The organism is Streptomyces sp. NPDC046821 (genome assembly GCF_040645335.1).
GTDB lineage: Bacteria > Actinomycetota > Actinomycetes > Streptomycetales > Streptomycetaceae > Streptomyces.
This window is the reverse complement of sequence record NZ_JBEYYB010000004.1, coordinates 222,061-236,180: the sequence shown is the minus strand read 5'-3', so window position 1 is coordinate 236,180 and position 14,120 is coordinate 222,061. Positions and strand designations below refer to the sequence as shown.

Here is a 14,120-nt window from a genome sequence, read left to right as displayed (position 1 = left end):
CCCAAGGTCCGCCCGAAGGGCTCTAGTGCCTTTCGAAGGACCTGCGGAGTTCCCAGTCGGTGACGGCGGCGTCGAACGCGTCGAGTTCGACCCGCGCCATGTTGCGGTAGTGGGCGACGACCTCGTCGCCGAACGCGGCCTTGGCGATGGGGCTGGTCTCCCACAGTTCGGCGGCTTCGCGCAGGGTCGTGGGGACGTGCGCGTAGTCGCCGGTGTAGGCGTTGCCGGTGCATTCCTCGGGCAGTTCGAGCTTCTGCTCCAGTCCGTAGAGGCCCGCGGCCACGAGTCCGGCGACCGCGAGGTGCGGGTTCACGTCGCCGCCGGGCAGCCGGTGTTCGAGGCGCAGCGAGCGGCCGTGGCCGACGACACGCAGGGCGCAAGTGCGGTTGTCGTGGCCCCATGCGGCGGCGGTCGGCGCGAAGGAGCCGGGCTGGAACCGCTTGTACGAGTTGATGTTGGGCGCGAAGAGCAGGGAGAAGTCGCGGAGCGCGGCGAGCTGCCCGGCGAGGAAGTGCCGCATGACGGGTGACATGCCACCGGGTCGGACGCTTGCGAAGACGGGGCGGCCGTCGGCGTCGGCGAGCGAGAGGTGGATGTGGCAGGAGTTGCCCTCGCGCTCGTTGAACTTGGCCATGAAGGTGAGCGCGTAGCCCTCCTGGGCCGCGATCTCCTTGGCGCCGGTCTTGTAGACGGCGTGCTGGTCGCAGGTGACGAGGGCTTCGTCGTAGCGGAACACGATCTCGTGCTGGCCGGGGTTGCACTCGCCCTTGGCGGACTCCACGACGAGACCGGCGGCGGCCATGTCGTTGCGGATGCGGCGCAGCAGCGGCTCGATGCGTCCGGTGCCGAGGACCGAGTAGTCGATGTTGTACTGGTTGGCCGGGGTGAGGTTCTTGTAACCCGCGTCCCAGGCCTGTTCGTAGGTGTCCTTGAAGACGATGAACTCGAGTTCCGTGCCGACGTTCGCGGTGTAGCCGAGTGCGGCGAGCCGGTCCAGCTGGCGGCGCAGGATCTGCCGGGGGGCGGCGACGACGGGTGAGCCGTCGTTCCAGGCCAGGTCCGCGACGAGCATCGCGGTGCCCTCGTTCCAGGGGACGCGGCGCAGGGTGCCGAGGTCGCCGTGCATGGCGAAGTCGCCGTAGCCGCGGTCCCAGGAGGACATCTCGTAGCCGTCGACCGTGTTCATGTCGGTGTCGACGGCGAGGAGGTAGTTGCAGCCCTCCGTGCCGTGGGCGAGGACCTCGTCGAGGAAGAAGCGGGCGGCGAACCGCTTGCCCTGGAGCCGGCCTTGCATGTCGGGGAAGGCCAGGACGACAGTGTCGATCTCTCCGCTCGCCACGAGGGCGCGCAGTTCCTCGACGGTGAGTGGGGGTGTGCGGTCTGCCACGGGAAAGCCTCCTTGGGGCTTCTTCGGTCAGCCGAGACCCATAAGGTATTGCGGAGAACCATTGCTTGGGAAGGGGGCGCGGCGACATGTCGCACACCGAGGGTGACGACCGGCTCACGCCGGTGCTGCGGCCCGTGCGGGCGGGCAACGGGTTCGAGGAGGCCCTTGAGCAGATCCTCCAGGTCGTCCGGCTCGGCCTGGTGCCGGGCGGTGAACGGCTGCCGTCGGAGCGGGAGTTGGCGGAGCGGCTCGGGATAAGCCGGGTGACGCTGCGGGAGGTTCTGAAGGTGCTTCAGGACCAGGGGCTCGTCGAGTCGCGCCGGGGGCGGTACGGCGGCACGTTCGTCGTGGCCCGCACGGACGCCCCCGGCGAGGACGAGCTGCGCCGCCGCCTCGCGGACGTCGACGTGGAGGACGCGCTGCGCTTCCGCGAGGTCCTGGAGGTGGGCGCGGCGGGCCTGTGCGCCGCGCACGGACTGACCGGCGAGCAGGCGGAGCAGCTGCGTGACGCGCTGGCCCGCACGCATGACGCGCCGCTCGCCGACTACCGGCGCCTCGACACCCTCCTCCACCTCACGCTCGCCGAACTGTGCGGCTCCCCCACGCTCACGGCCCAGTACGCGGCGGTGCGCGCGACGGTCAACGACCTGCTCGACTGCATCCCGCTGCTGGTACGGAACCTGGAACATTCGCAGCGCCAGCACACCGCATTGGTCGAGGCCGTGCTCGACGGGGACGCGGACGGGGCGCGGGAGATGATGCGCGAGCACTGCGCGGGGACGGCGGCGCTGCTGCGGGGGTTTCTGACGTGACGGGTTGCGGCACCGGGGCTTTCTGACGTGCCGCGTTACGGCGACGACACCGGCCCGGGGGCTTGATTTCTTCACGCGCCCGCCACAAAGGTTTTCGCGTACACCATTGAGTCGTTCCGGGAGTGCCCGCATTCTGAACGTCGCGGTGTTCGCCGCGATGATCTCGTACCCTCAGGGCGACCTGACGGAGATGGGACCGAGCACGTCGAGGGAGCACGGGCACATGATGGGCAGGCCACTGATCGGCGTCAGCACGTACTGGGAGGCGCAGGCGAGCTGGGGCGTGTGGGAGCTGCCCGCGGCGCTGCTCGCCGCCGGGTACCCACGGCTCGTGCAGTCCGCCGGCGGCCTCGCCGCGATGCTGCCGCCGGACGACCCCTCGTACGCGCCCTCGGTGGTCGCGCGGCTCGACGGGCTCGTCATCTCCGGCGGGCCCGACGTGGATCCGGGCCGTTACGGCGCCGCGCGCGACGAGCGCACCGGGCCTCCCGCGGTGGAGCGGGACGCGTGGGAACTCGCCCTGATCCGGGCCGCGTTGGCGTGCGGGAAGCCGCTGCTCGGCATCTGCCGCGGGATGCAGCTCCTGAACGTGGCGCTCGGCGGCACGCTCACCCAGCACATCGAGGGACACGTCAAGGACATCGGCGTCTTCGGCCAGCATGCGGTGACGCCGGTGCCGGGGACGCGTTACAGCGAGCTGGTGCCGGAGGTGTCGGACGTGCCGACGTACCACCACCAGGCGGTCGACCGTCTCGGCCGCGGTCTCTTCGCCTCCGCGCACACGGCGGACGGCACGGTCGAGGCGATCGAACTCCAGGGCCTCACCTGGGTACTCGGCGTCCAGTGGCACCCGGAGATGGGCGAGGACACGCGCGTGATGAACGGCCTGATCCGCGCGGCGGGCGGCACCAACTGACGCGCCCTGCGGGGCTCAGCCGAAACTCCCTGCCCCACGCGGCCCGCACCCGCCCCACACCGACCGCCCCCGCGTAAGCGTCCTACGTCGACCGCCCCCGCGTGAGCGCCAGCAGATCCCTCGCCGGCCCCACCGGCCGATGACCCGTCGGCCACACCGCTCGCAGGTCGCGGCGAAGCCGTACCCCCTCCAGCGGGATCTCGACCAGTCTGCGGGCCGCCAGTTCCTCGCCCACGGCGAGTTCGCTCAGGACCGAGGGGCCCGCGCCGCTCACCGCCGCCGCCTTCACCGCCGTCGTCGAGGACAGCTCGATGAGGGGGCGGGCGAGGCCCCCGAGTGCGGCGTCGAGCACCTGGCGCGTACCGGAGCCCCGCTCCCGCAGGATGAGCGGCGTCGCCGCCAACTCGTCGGGGGCCAGCGGCTTCCTGCGCCGGGACCACGGGTGGCCGGGGGCGGTGACGACGATGAGCCGGTCCCGGGCGATGACCGTGGCGTCCAGGCCGGGCGGCACGTCCAGGCCCTCGACGAAGCCCAGATCCGCCTCGCCCGAGAGCAGGCGCTCGGCGACCGCCGCCGAGTTGCCCGCGTGGAGCGACACCGCCGTGTCGGGGCGCTCCGCGCGGAGCGCGAGCAGCCAGTTGGGCAGCAGGTACTCGGCGATGGTCATGCTCGCCGCGACGCGAAGCCGCGAGTCCCGGCGGTCGCGCAGCGCCTGCGCGCCCGCGTCGAAGGCCTCCGCCGCCTCGACGATCCGCCGCGCCCAGTCCGTGACGAGCGCGCCCGCGTCGGTGAGCCGTGAGCCGGACGGGGACCTGTCCACGAGGGCGACGCCGAGCTGGCGCTCCATGGAGCGGATGCGGCTGCTGGCGGCGGGCTGGGTGATGCCTGTCTCGCGGGCGGCGCGGCCGAGGCTGCCGAGCCGCGCCACGGCGAGCAGGAGTTCCAGGGCGCCGAGGTCCGGGACCCGGTGGGCCAGCCCCGCCCCGACCGTCGAACCGTCCGCCGCACCTGCCGTATCGCCACTCATAAACCTAGCTTATGCCCTCATAGAGGGATGGTCCCTGGCGGGGGGAGCGGCCCGGCGGGACCGTGGTGTCATGCTCACCGTCGCCGCGCCACCCGCCACCGTCCACATCCCGGCCCCACGTCGTGCCGCCGTCCGCGAGCTCGGCCCCAACTGGTACGCGTCCGTCATGGGCACCGCGATCATCGCGAACGCGGGCGCCGCGCTCCCCGTACACGTGCCGGGCCTGCGGGCGGTGTGCACGGCGATGTGGGCGCTCTCGCTCGTGGCGCTGGTCGCCCTCCTCACGGCGCGCGCCCTGCACTGGACGCACCACGGCGACCGTGCCAGGGAGCATCTGCTGGACCCGGCCGTGGCCCCCTTCTACGGCTGTCTGGCGATGGCGCTGCTGGCGGTCGGCGCGGGCACGATGCTCGTCGGGCAGGACTGGATCGGGACGTCGGCGGCCGTCGCTCTCGACACGGTGCTGTTCACGGCGGGCACGGCGATCGGGCTGGTGGCGGCGGTGGCCGTCCCGTACCTGATGGTGGCCCGGCACCGGATCGAGCCGGGCGAGGCGTCGCCCGTGTGGCTGCTGCCCGTGGTGGCGCCGATGGTGTCCGCGGCGGTCGGCCCGCTCCTGGTGCCGCATCTGCCGGCGGGGCAGTGGCAGCAGACGCTGCTCGTGGGCTGCGTCGGCATGTTCGGGCTGAGCCTGATCGCCGTCGTCCTGATGCTGCCGGTGATCTTCGCGCGGCTCGTGACGGCGGGCCCGCTGCCGGTCATGCTCACGCCCGCCCTGTTCCTCGTACTCGGCCCGCTCGGCCAGTCCACGACCGCCGTGAACAAGTTCGCGGACCTCGCGCCGGGTGTCCTGCCCGTCGCGTACGCCCAGGGGTTCGGCGTCTTCGCCGTGCTGTTCGGTGTCCCCGTGATGGGGTTCGCGCTGCTGTGGCTGGCGCTCGCGGCGGCGTTCGTCGTGCGGGCGCGGCGCCACGGGATGCGGTTCTCGATGACGTGGTGGGCGTTCACGTTCCCGGTCGGCACGTGCGTCACGGGCGCGGAAGGCCTCGGCAAGCACATGGGCCTCGCCGTCTACGACGGCCTGGCGGTCGTCCTGTACGCCGTGCTCGTCTGCGCCTGGGGCGCCGCCGCCGTGCCCACGGTACGCGGCCTGCTCAGCGGAGCGCTGCTCGCAGCGCCGCGCCGAGCACTTCCGGCGCCCGCGCCAACGACGGCCCGTACCAGGTGAGATGACGCCCGCTGACGAGCGCGGCGGGCACCGGGAACAGCTCGGGCCCGTCGTCGCGCGTGAAGCGGTACGGCTCGTCGGGCAGCACCGCCAGATCGATGTCCGCCGTCCGCAGTTCGTCGGCGGCAAGGCGCGGATAACGGTCGGCATGGTCCGCGTAGACGTTGTCCACACCGAGCCGCGCGAGCAGATCCCCGGCGAACGTGTCCCGGCCGAGCACCATCCAGGGGCGCCGCCACACGGGGATCGCCGCCCGGAGCCGCCGGGCCGGCGACTCAAGGCCGTCCCACGCGGCCGCCGCCTCGTCCAGCCAGCGCGGGCGGCTCGGGGCGCCGCAGGCCGTGAGGACCCGCTCCAACTCGCGCAGGGCGCCCGGCAGATCGCGGATCTCGGTGACGAGGACGTCGAGCCCGGCGTCGCGCAGGGCCGCGAGGTCGGGCGCGCGGTTCTCCTCCTCGTTGGCGATCACGAGGTCGGGGGCGAGGCCGATGATCCGGTCGACGTCGGGATTCTTGGTGCCGCGGATCCGGACAACGTCCAGCTCCGCCGGGTGCGTGCACCAGTCCGTGGCGCCGACCAGCGTGCCGGGCACGGTGACGGCGACCGCCTCGGTCAGCGAGGGGACGAGGGAGACGACGCGCGGGGTGCGGGACATGTTCACCGCGCGCGTTCGTCCCGTGCCTCGATGTGCTCGGCGACCGCGACGACGAGCACGCGCGCATCGGGCCCGGTGGCTCGCCAGCGATGCCGTACGCCACCGGTCAGATACAGGGTGTCGCCACGGCCCAGACGGTGGGCGCGGCCCTCGGCCTCGACCTCGACGGCGCCCTCGGTGACGTACAGCAGCACGTCGTTGCGCAGCTGGAACTCGCGGCCCGGGTCGTGGTCGCCGATGAACTCCTCGGCGTGCAGCTGGTGGTGACCGCGGACGAGGGAGCGCACGACGGCCTCGGCCGACACCTCCTCGGCCACGCCGGGGTCGTCCGCGCGCACCAGGTCCACGGTGTGGGCGGGGTCGGCTGCCGCGAGGAGTTCGACGGCGGTGGTGCCGAGCGCGTCGGCGACCTTCTCCAGGGAGCGCCGGCTCGGTCTGGCGCGTTCGTTCTCGATCTGGCTGAGGAACGGGACGGACAGGCCACTGCGTTCGGCCACCGCGGCGAGGGTGAGTTCCTGGGCCCGGCGTCTGCGCCGTACGGCCGCGCCCACGCGAAGTGTCTCTTTGTGTTCGTCCATCGTCCCGGCTCCCTCCCGCGCGTCGTCACCTCTTCGGTTCCCTTGCACCCTACGCAGGTTCGGCAATCGGTTTCATGTGAGCGGGCGAACGCGCGTGGGCGGCCGGTTGTGGAAACCGGCCGCCCACGTGCTGCGGAACTACGGGAGAACTACCCCGGGACTACTGCGGAGCCATCCGGTCCGCGACGTCCTTGTGGGTCTTCAGCCAGGTGTCGACGGCCTGTTCCTCATGGCCCTGACCGGCCTTCTTGATCTCCGCCTCCAGGCTGCCCAGCTCGCCCTCGCTCATCTTGAAGTTCTGGAACCACTTCGTGAGCTGCGGGTACTTCGAGGGGAAGCTCTTGTTGGCGATGGTGCGGATCGTGTTGCCCTCACCGAACGCCTTCTTCGGGTCGGCGAGCTTGGTGAGGTCGTACTGGCTGTACGCCCAGTGCGGCGACCAGAGCACGACGGCGATCGGCTGCTTCTTGGCGTACGCGCGCTTCAGCTCGGCGAGCATCGCGGGCGTGGAGCCGTCGACGACCTTGTACTCCTTGTCGAGGCCGTAGCCCGGCAGGACGTCCTTCTTCAGCAGGTTCATCTCGCCGGTGCCCGGCTCGATGCCGATGATCTTGCCGTCGAAGGTCTTGCCCTTGCCCTTCAGGTCCGCGAGGGACTTGACGCCCTTCACGTAGGACGGCACGGCGACCTCGAGGGACGTCGGGCTGTACCAGAAGCCCAGGTCCTTCAGGTTGTCCTTGTTCTTGTCCCAGTAGTTCTTCTGGGCATACGGCAGCCAGGCGTCGAAGTTGACGTCGAGGTCGCCGGAGCCGAGGCCGGTGTAGACCGGGCCGACGTCCATCTGCTTCAGGTTGAGCTTGTAGCCGCGGTCACCGAGGACGCGCTTCCACAGGTAGGTGACGGCGACGTCCTCGTCCCAGGGGAACCAGGCGACGTTCACCGGGCGGGCGGCCTCGCCCTTGCCGCCGACGGTCGACGACTTCTTGACCGGGGCGAGCTTGTCGACCAGGCCGGGGTTCTGCTTCAGCCAGGCCTTGACGGCCGTCTGCTGCTGCCCCTTGCCGGCCTTGTTGATCTCGGCCTCAAGACTCGTGAGCTGCTTCTCGGTCATCTTGAAGTTCTTGAGCCACTCGCCGACCTGGGGGTTCTCGGTGGCGAAGCCCTTGCGGGCCAGCGTGTGCACGCCGTCGCCCTTGCCCCAGGCACCCTTCGGGTCCTTGAGCTTCTTCAGCTTGTAGTCGCTGTACGCCCAGTGCGGGGACCAGAGCGTCGTGACGATCGGCTGCTTCTTGGCGTACGCGCGCTTCAGCTGCGCCAGCATCGCCGGCGTGGAGCTGTCGACGACCTTGTACTCCTTGTCGAGGCCGTACGCCTGGAGGACCTTGGTCTTGAGGAGCCCCATCATTCCGGCGCTGGCCTCGATGCCGGTGATCTTGCCGTCGAACTGCGACGCCTTGCCCTTGAGGTCCTCGAGCGAGTCGATGCCCTTCATGTACGCGGGCACGGTGAGCTCCAGGGACGTCGGGCCGTACCAGGCACCGAGGTCGTCGAGCTGCTTGCCGTACTTCTTCCAGTACTCCGCGTGCGTGGTCGGCAGCCAGGAGTCGGTCTGGAAGTCGACCTGGCCGGAGGCCAGCGACGTGTACAGCGGGCCCGCGTCGAGCTGCTTGGCCTCGACCTGGAAACCGCGCTCCTCCAGGAGCTCCTTCCACAGGAAGGTGGAGGCGACGCCCTCGTCCCACGGGATGTAGCCGATGGAGATCTTCTTGCCGTGGCCGACGTTCGAGGCGTCGGCGACGGGCGCCGCGTTCTTCGTGCCGCCGAACATGCTCATGCCGCCCGCGACGAGCGCGAGGACGACGACACCGATGACCGCGGCCTCGGGGCGCGGGCGGTAGTTCCAGACCGTCAGGCCGTGCGCGGCGCGCACCTTGGCGAGCGCGCGGCGGCCCATCGGGGACGCCTGGGTGCCGAGCGCGCTGGTCATGCGGTCGAGGTAGATCGCGAGGATCACGATGGCGACGCCGGACTCGGAGCCGAGGCCGACGTTGAGCTGGCCGATGGCCTCGTTCACGTCGGCGCCGAGACCCTCGGAGCCGACCATGCCCGCGATGGCGGCCATGGACAGGCCGAGCATGATGACCTGGTTGACACCGGCCATGATCGACGGGAGCGCGAGGGGCAGCTGGACACGGAACAGGGTGTTGCGCGGGGTGTCACCGAACGCGTCGGCGGCCTCGACCAGTTCCTTGTCGACCTGCCGGATGCCCAGCTCCGTCATGCGGACGCCGGGGGCCAGCGCGAAGATCAGGGTCGCGACGATGCCCGCGGGGGCGCCCGAGCCGAAGAACAGGATGGCCGGGATGAGGTAGATCATCGCGGGCAGCGTCTGCATGAAGTCCAGCACCGGCCGCACGACCGCGCTGACGCGGCTGGAGCGGGCGGCCCAGATGCCGACGGGCACCGAGATGACGAGCGCGATGATCGTCGCCACGAGGACGAGCGACAGCGTCATCATCGCGTGGTCCCACAGTTCGAGGGAGTCGACGAACGCGAATCCCACGAAGGTGAGCACACCGGCGACGGTGCCGCGCAGCCAGAAGGCGATCACGGCGAAGATGCCGGCGAGGATGAGCGGCTGCGGGGCCTGGAGGACCCAGTTGATGGCGTCGTAGGCGCCGTTGAAGACGTTCTTGAAGAAGTCGAAGAGCCATGCCGCGTGGCTGAGCAGCCACTCGACGACGCTGTTGACCCAGTTACCGAAGGGGATCCTAGGCACCGGCGATCACCTTCTCCACCGGCTCGTCTCCCTCGTCGTGCGGCGACGGGGCGGCGTCCGCTTCCTCGGTCTTCGTCAGCGAGGGCTGCTCGCCGGTCTCGGTCGCCTCACCGGTCTTGGTCGCCTCGCCGAGCACCGAGAGGAGCCGCTCGCGGGTCACGACGCCGACGAGGTCGCCGTCCTTGCCGTTCACGGCGACGGCGACGCCGTCCATGGAGCACGGCGTGAACAGCTCGATGACCGGGGTGTCCTCGCTGACCGTGGCGGGTGCCTCGGACGGGTCGTAACCCTTGTCCGGGGCGATCATGATCGCGCCCGCGGTCAGTACGCGGGAGCGGTCCACGTCCTGGATGAACGACGAAACGTAGTCGTTGGCCGGGCGCACGAGGATGTCCTCGGCGGTGCCTATCTGGACTATGCGGCCGTCACGCATGACGGCGATGCGGTCGCCCAGGCGCATGGCCTCGTTCAGGTCGTGGGTGATGAAGACGATGGTCTTCTTCAGGGTCTTCTGGAGCTCGAGGAGCTGGTCCTGCATGTCACGGCGGATCAGCGGGTCGAGCGCGCTGAAGGACTCGTCCATGAGGAGCAGGTCGGCGTCGGTGGCGAGCGCGCGGGCCAGGCCCACGCGCTGCTGCATACCGCCGGAGAGCTCGTCGGGCCAGGACTTCTCCCAGCCGGCGAGACCCGCGAGACGCAGCGCCTCGACGGCTCGCTTCTCGCGCTCCTTGCGTGGCACGCCCTGGACCTCCAGGCCGTACGCGGCGTTCTCCATCACGCTGCGGTGGGGGAACAGCGCGAAGTGCTGGAACACCATGCTGATCTTCTTGGACCGCACGGCGCGCAGGTCGCGGGGGCTGAGCGCGGTCAGATCCTGTCCGTCGAAGCGGACGTGCCCGGCCGTGGGCTCGAGCAGTCCGTTCAGCATGCGGAGCAGCGTGGACTTGCCGGAACCCGACAGACCCATCACGACGAAGATCTGGCCCGGCTCGACGGTGAAGGACGCGTCGATGACGGCAGCGGTGGTGCCGCCGGCACGCAGTTCCTCACGGTCTGCTCCGTGGCGGAGTTTCTCCACCGCTTCATCGGGTCGTCTGCCGAACACCTTGTACAGGTCTTCGGCTTGCAGCCTGGACACATACACCTCTCGGGTCGAACGAATACGGCCCGCCTCCCCCGCCGGCGGGCCGTGGAGCGAGGCGAGGTCCGCTCGCGTGACCGTCACTCATTGGTTGATGGGTGAACGGGTTCGCTCCGGCTGCGCGCCTGCCCGGCCTTATGCGGACCAAACACAAAGGTGTTCCAGCTCACATCTCGTTCACTTCCGGAGGCTGATCCACCGCTTAGAGGACCGGTTCCTCCGCTTCTGCCGGTTCCGCGCCCGTCCGTGGAGTGGAGCGGTGACTGTCAGTGGCGTGCGGCAGGATGTGGGACGTGACCCAGCGAACCGATCGCCTGATGCTGCTCGACACCGCGTCCCTGTACTTCCGCGCCTATTTCGGGGTCCCCGACTCCGTGAAAGCCCCGGACGGTACGCCGGTCAACGCGGTGCGCGGCCTGCTCGAATTCATCACCCGGCTCGTGCACGACCACCACCCCGACGCGCTCGTGGCGTGCATGGACGCGGACTGGCGCCCGCAGTGGCGGGTCGACCTGATCCCGTCGTACAAGGCACATCGCGTCGCCGAGCTGACCGAGAGCGGCACCCCGGACGAGGAGGAGATCCCCGACACCCTCTCCCCTCAGGTGCCGATCATCGAGGAGGTGCTCGACGCGCTGGGCATCGCGCGCGTCGGCGTCGCGGGGTACGAGGCGGACGACGTCATCGGCACGTTCACCGGGCGGGCCGAGGGGCCGGTCGACATCGTCACCGGCGACCGGGACCTCTTCCAGCTCGTCGACGACAAGCTGGAGCGCCGCGTCCTCTACCCGATCAAGGGCGTCGGCACTCTCCAGCTCACCGACGAGGACCTGCTCCGCGAGAAGTACGGGGTGGACGGCTCCGGTTACGTGGACATGGCGCTGCTGCGCGGCGACCCGAGCGACGGACTGCCGGGCGTACCCGGGATCGGCGAGAAGACGGCGGCGAAGCTGCTCGCCCAGTTCGGGGACCTGGCCGGAATCATGGCCGCAGTCGACGACCCGAAGTCGAAGCTGACGCCGTCGCAGCGCAAGCGCCTGGACGAATCGCGGCCGTACATCGCGGTGGCGCCGACGGTCGTGCGGGTCGCCTCCGACGTCCCCCTCCCGGACGTGGACACCACGCTGCCGCGCGAGGCCCGCGATCCGGCGGCCCTTGACGCGCTGGCGGAGCGCTGGGGCCTGGGCGGATCCCTGCAGCGACTGCTCGCGACGCTGGCGGGCTGACCTGCCGGACACCCCAGATGCTAACTTAGGTAAACCTAAGTAGTAGCGAGTGATCTCCAGGGGAGGCCGCCATGGCGGAGCGCAGGAAGCCTGCAGTGCACCGGGGAGAGGTCCTGCGCACCGAGCGGCTGACCCCGCACATGCAGCGGGTGGTCCTCGGCGGGGACGGCTTGGCCGCGTTCGCGGCGGACGGTTTCACGGACCACTACGTGAAGCTGCAGTTCCCGCTCGACGGGGTCACGTACCCCGAGCCGTTCGACCTCGCCCGGATCCGGGAGGAGCTGCCGCGCGACCAGTGGCCCGTGACGCGCACGTACACCGTGCGCGCCTGGGACCCGGTGGCGCGCGAGCTGACGCTCGACTTCGTGGTGCACGGCGACGAGGGCATCGCGGGTCCGTGGGCGCGGGACGTCCGGCCGGGCGCGAGCGTGCACCTGGCCGGTCCCGGCGGGGGTTTCGCACCGGACGCCGACGCGGACTGGCATCTGCTGGCCGGTGACGAGAGCGCGCTGCCCGCGATCGCCGCCGCCCTGGAGGCGCTGCCGGCCGGCGCCGTGGCCCACGCCTTCGTGGAGGTGGCCGACGCCTCCGAGGAGCAGAAGATCGACTCCGGCGCCCCGGTCGTCTGGCTGCACCGCGGCGCCCGCCCGGTGGGAGAGGCCCTGGTCGAGGCCGTACGCGGCCTCGCGTTCCCGGCGGGCCGGGTCCAGGCCTTCGTCCACGGCGAGGCGGGCTTCGTGAAGGACCTCCGCCGCCACCTCCGCAACGAACGGCAGATCCCCCGCGAGGACCTCTCCATCTCGGGCTACTGGCGCCTCGGCCACAACGAGGACGGCTGGCAGGCGTCGAAGCGGGAGTGGAACGCGCAGGTGGAGGCGGAGCAGGAGGCTGCTTCGTAGGGGCGCCTGCTTCCATACGGGTCCCAGGTCACCCATTACCGGCCCTGGGTCACCCCGCGTGCAGGAGTGCGGCGCGCTGCGTTCCCTCCAGGGCGAAGCCCGACCTGAGAGCGACCCGACAGGACGCCAAGTTGCCTACGGAGTGCTGGAGTTCGAGCCGATGGAAGCCGATCTCGTCGAACGCCCAACGGGTCAGCGCGGCGACGGCGCGCGGGGCGACGCCCTTGCCCTGGGCCGCCGGCAGCACCCAGTACGCGACCGCAGCCTGCCCCTCGTCCAGCGACAGCGCCCGCAGCCCCGCCCGCCCCACCACCTCGTCCGTGTCCGCCTCGGCGACCGCCCACGAGGCGCGCCGCTCGCCCCGCCATCCGTCCCGCCACTCCTCGAGCCGGCCGCGCGGCTCGCCCTGCCCCCCCCCCCCCCCCGCTCCCCCTCCCCCGTCCGTGGTTCGGCGGAGCCGGCCGGCGCCCAATAGGCTGGGTCGCGATGAGACGTAAGCGCCGTATTCCGCCCTCCCCGCTGCCGCAGCGTGACGGGGTCGATCCGTTCCGGGTCATGCTGCCGGTGGACGGGGGCTGGCACACAGTGCGGGACCATCTCGTGGAGCGGCTGGCCGCCGGGCCCGGGGTGATCGACGCGATGCTGCGCGAGGGGCGGATCGTGGACGCGGACGGTGCCGCGGTCGCTCCGGACACGCCCTACGTGCCGGGTGCCTGGGTGTGGTTCCACCGCGATCTCGCGCCGGAGGCACCCGTACCGTTCCCGGTCGGGATCGTGTACCGGGACGAGCACATCGTCGTCGCCGACAAGCCGCACTTCCTGGCCACGACGCCCCGCGGCAGCCACGTCACGGAGACCGTACTGGCGCGCCTGCGGCGGGAGTTGGAGCTTCCCGAGCTGGGCCCGGCGCACCGGCTCGACCGGCTCACGGCGGGCCTGGTCCTGTTCATCGTGCGGCCCGCCGAACGCGGCGCGTACCAGACGCTGTTCGGTGAGCGCCGGGTGCGCAAGGAGTACGAGGCGGTCTCCGCGTACGACCCGGCGGTGGCGCTGCCCAGGACCGTGCGCAGCCGGATCGAGAAGGAGCGCGGGGTGCTCGCCGCGCGCGAGATCCCGGGCGGCGAGCCGAACGCGGAGAGCCGCATCGAGCTGGTCGGGCAGAAGAACGGCCTCGGCCGGTACCGGCTGATCCCCCACACCGGCCGCACCCACCAACTGCGGGTCCACATGAACGCGCTCGGCCTGCCCATCCTCGGCGACCCGATCTACCCCGTGATCGCCGACCCGGTGGCGCCGGACGACTTCCGCCGCCCCCTCCAACTCCTCGCCCGCACCCTGGAGTTCACGGACCCGGTCACCGGCCAGGAGCACCGTTTCGAGAGCGCGCGGACGCTGGAGGCCTGGTCGGCGTACGAGGAGTGGGCAGGCGACGCGTCGCCGGGGTCCGCCCACTCCTCGTAACGCCCGCAGGA

The 14,120-nt window shown here is 71.1% G+C and carries 13 protein-coding genes; 6 read left to right on the top strand and 7 right to left on the bottom strand.

The annotated features are described in order from the left end of the window. Positions 1 to 22 precede the first annotated feature (22 nt). On the bottom strand, positions 23 to 1,387 hold the full coding sequence (locus ABZ893_RS09795; protein WP_361399582.1) for a glutamine synthetase family protein: 1,365 nt from the start codon (positions 1,385 to 1,387) through the stop codon (positions 23 to 25). 86 nt (positions 1,388 to 1,473) lie between these two features. Here ABZ893_RS09795 and ABZ893_RS09790 point away from each other — a divergent pair, with 86 nt between their 5' ends. Next, positions 1,474 to 2,199 carry an FCD domain-containing protein gene (locus ABZ893_RS09790; protein ID WP_361399578.1) on the top strand — a complete coding sequence of 242 codons (726 nt, stop codon included), beginning with the start codon at positions 1,474 to 1,476 and terminating at the stop codon, positions 2,197 to 2,199. A 226-nt stretch (positions 2,200 to 2,425) separates the two neighbouring features. Continuing rightward, positions 2,426 to 3,115: a gamma-glutamyl-gamma-aminobutyrate hydrolase family protein gene (locus ABZ893_RS09785; protein ID WP_361400186.1), complete on the top strand. Its 690-nt coding sequence runs from the start codon at positions 2,426 to 2,428 to the stop codon at positions 3,113 to 3,115. Between the two features lie 82 nt (positions 3,116 to 3,197). Here ABZ893_RS09785 and ABZ893_RS09780 read toward each other — a convergent pair whose 3' ends face one another. Next, positions 3,198 to 4,142, bottom strand: a complete 945-nt coding sequence (locus ABZ893_RS09780; protein ID WP_361399577.1) for a LysR family transcriptional regulator — start codon at positions 4,140 to 4,142, stop codon at positions 3,198 to 3,200. 70 nt (positions 4,143 to 4,212) lie between these two features. Between ABZ893_RS09780 and ABZ893_RS09775 the strand changes: the two genes are divergently transcribed. Then, positions 4,213 to 5,370: a TDT family transporter gene (locus tag ABZ893_RS09775; protein WP_361399575.1), complete on the top strand. Its 1,158-nt coding sequence runs from the start codon at positions 4,213 to 4,215 to the stop codon at positions 5,368 to 5,370. Here the strand turns inward: ABZ893_RS09775 and ABZ893_RS09770 are convergent. The 4 genes from ABZ893_RS09770 to ABZ893_RS09755 all read right to left on the bottom strand — a co-directional run bounded on the left by ABZ893_RS09770 (position 5,297) and on the right by ABZ893_RS09755 (position 10,520). Continuing rightward, positions 5,297 to 6,025 (bottom strand): helical backbone metal receptor, encoded by a 729-nt coding sequence (locus tag ABZ893_RS09770; RefSeq protein WP_361399572.1) that lies wholly within the window; start codon positions 6,023 to 6,025, stop codon positions 5,297 to 5,299. The two genes, ABZ893_RS09775 and ABZ893_RS09770, sit on opposite strands and share 74 nt — an antisense overlap. A 2-nt stretch (positions 6,026 to 6,027) precedes the next feature. Then, a complete protein-coding gene (locus ABZ893_RS09765; RefSeq protein ID WP_361399569.1) occupies positions 6,028 to 6,603 on the bottom strand; it encodes an XRE family transcriptional regulator in 576 nt (191 codons plus the stop codon). 160 nt (positions 6,604 to 6,763) lie between these two features. Further along, entirely contained in the window at positions 6,764 to 9,382 is a 2,619-nt protein-coding gene (locus ABZ893_RS09760; RefSeq protein ID WP_361399566.1) for an ABC transporter permease/substrate binding protein, read from the bottom strand. Further along, positions 9,375 to 10,520, bottom strand: coding sequence for a glycine betaine/L-proline ABC transporter ATP-binding protein (locus tag ABZ893_RS09755; RefSeq protein ID WP_361399564.1), 1,146 nt, complete (start codon positions 10,518 to 10,520; stop codon positions 9,375 to 9,377). Before ABZ893_RS09755 ends, ABZ893_RS09760 begins: the two co-directional genes overlap by 8 nt. A gap of 287 nt (positions 10,521 to 10,807) precedes the next feature. Between ABZ893_RS09755 and ABZ893_RS09750 the strand changes: the two genes are divergently transcribed. Both ABZ893_RS09750 and ABZ893_RS09745 read left to right on the top strand, forming a co-directional pair. Continuing rightward, entirely contained in the window at positions 10,808 to 11,749 is a 942-nt protein-coding gene (locus ABZ893_RS09750) for a 5'-3' exonuclease (protein ID WP_361399562.1), read from the top strand. A 71-nt stretch (positions 11,750 to 11,820) separates the two neighbouring features. Continuing rightward, complete coding sequence (locus ABZ893_RS09745; protein ID WP_361399559.1) at positions 11,821 to 12,648, top strand: siderophore-interacting protein; 828 nt, start codon at positions 11,821 to 11,823, stop codon at positions 12,646 to 12,648. Positions 12,649 to 12,697: 49 nt separating this feature from the next. Here ABZ893_RS09745 and ABZ893_RS09740 read toward each other — a convergent pair whose 3' ends face one another. Beyond that, a complete protein-coding gene (locus ABZ893_RS09740; protein WP_361399557.1) occupies positions 12,698 to 13,120 on the bottom strand; it encodes a GNAT family protein in 423 nt (140 codons plus the stop codon). 14 nt (positions 13,121 to 13,134) lie between these two features. Between ABZ893_RS09740 and ABZ893_RS09735 the strand changes: the two genes are divergently transcribed. After that, positions 13,135 to 14,109 (top strand): RluA family pseudouridine synthase, encoded by a 975-nt coding sequence (locus tag ABZ893_RS09735; RefSeq protein ID WP_361399555.1) that lies wholly within the window; start codon positions 13,135 to 13,137, stop codon positions 14,107 to 14,109. The last annotated feature ends 11 nt before the right edge of the window (positions 14,110 to 14,120 follow it).

Coding starts and splice junctions, on each gene's coding strand:
- ABZ893_RS09790 (WP_361399578.1), top strand. CDS start 1,474: ATGTCGCACACCGAGGGTGACGACCGGCTCACGCCGGTGCTGCGGCCC.
- ABZ893_RS09785 (WP_361400186.1), top strand. CDS start 2,426: ATGGGCAGGCCACTGATCGGCGTCAGCACGTACTGGGAGGCGCAGGCG.
- ABZ893_RS09780 (WP_361399577.1), bottom strand. CDS start 4,142: ATGAGTGGCGATACGGCAGGTGCGGCGGACGGTTCGACGGTCGGGGCG.
- ABZ893_RS09775 (WP_361399575.1), top strand. CDS start 4,213: ATGCTCACCGTCGCCGCGCCACCCGCCACCGTCCACATCCCGGCCCCA.
- ABZ893_RS09770 (WP_361399572.1), bottom strand. CDS start 6,025: ATGTCCCGCACCCCGCGCGTCGTCTCCCTCGTCCCCTCGCTGACCGAG.
- ABZ893_RS09765 (WP_361399569.1), bottom strand. CDS start 6,603: ATGGACGAACACAAAGAGACACTTCGCGTGGGCGCGGCCGTACGGCGC.
- ABZ893_RS09750 (WP_361399562.1), top strand. CDS start 10,808: ATGTGGGACGTGACCCAGCGAACCGATCGCCTGATGCTGCTCGACACC.
- ABZ893_RS09745 (WP_361399559.1), top strand. CDS start 11,821: ATGGCGGAGCGCAGGAAGCCTGCAGTGCACCGGGGAGAGGTCCTGCGC.
- ABZ893_RS09735 (WP_361399555.1), top strand. CDS start 13,135: ATGAGACGTAAGCGCCGTATTCCGCCCTCCCCGCTGCCGCAGCGTGAC.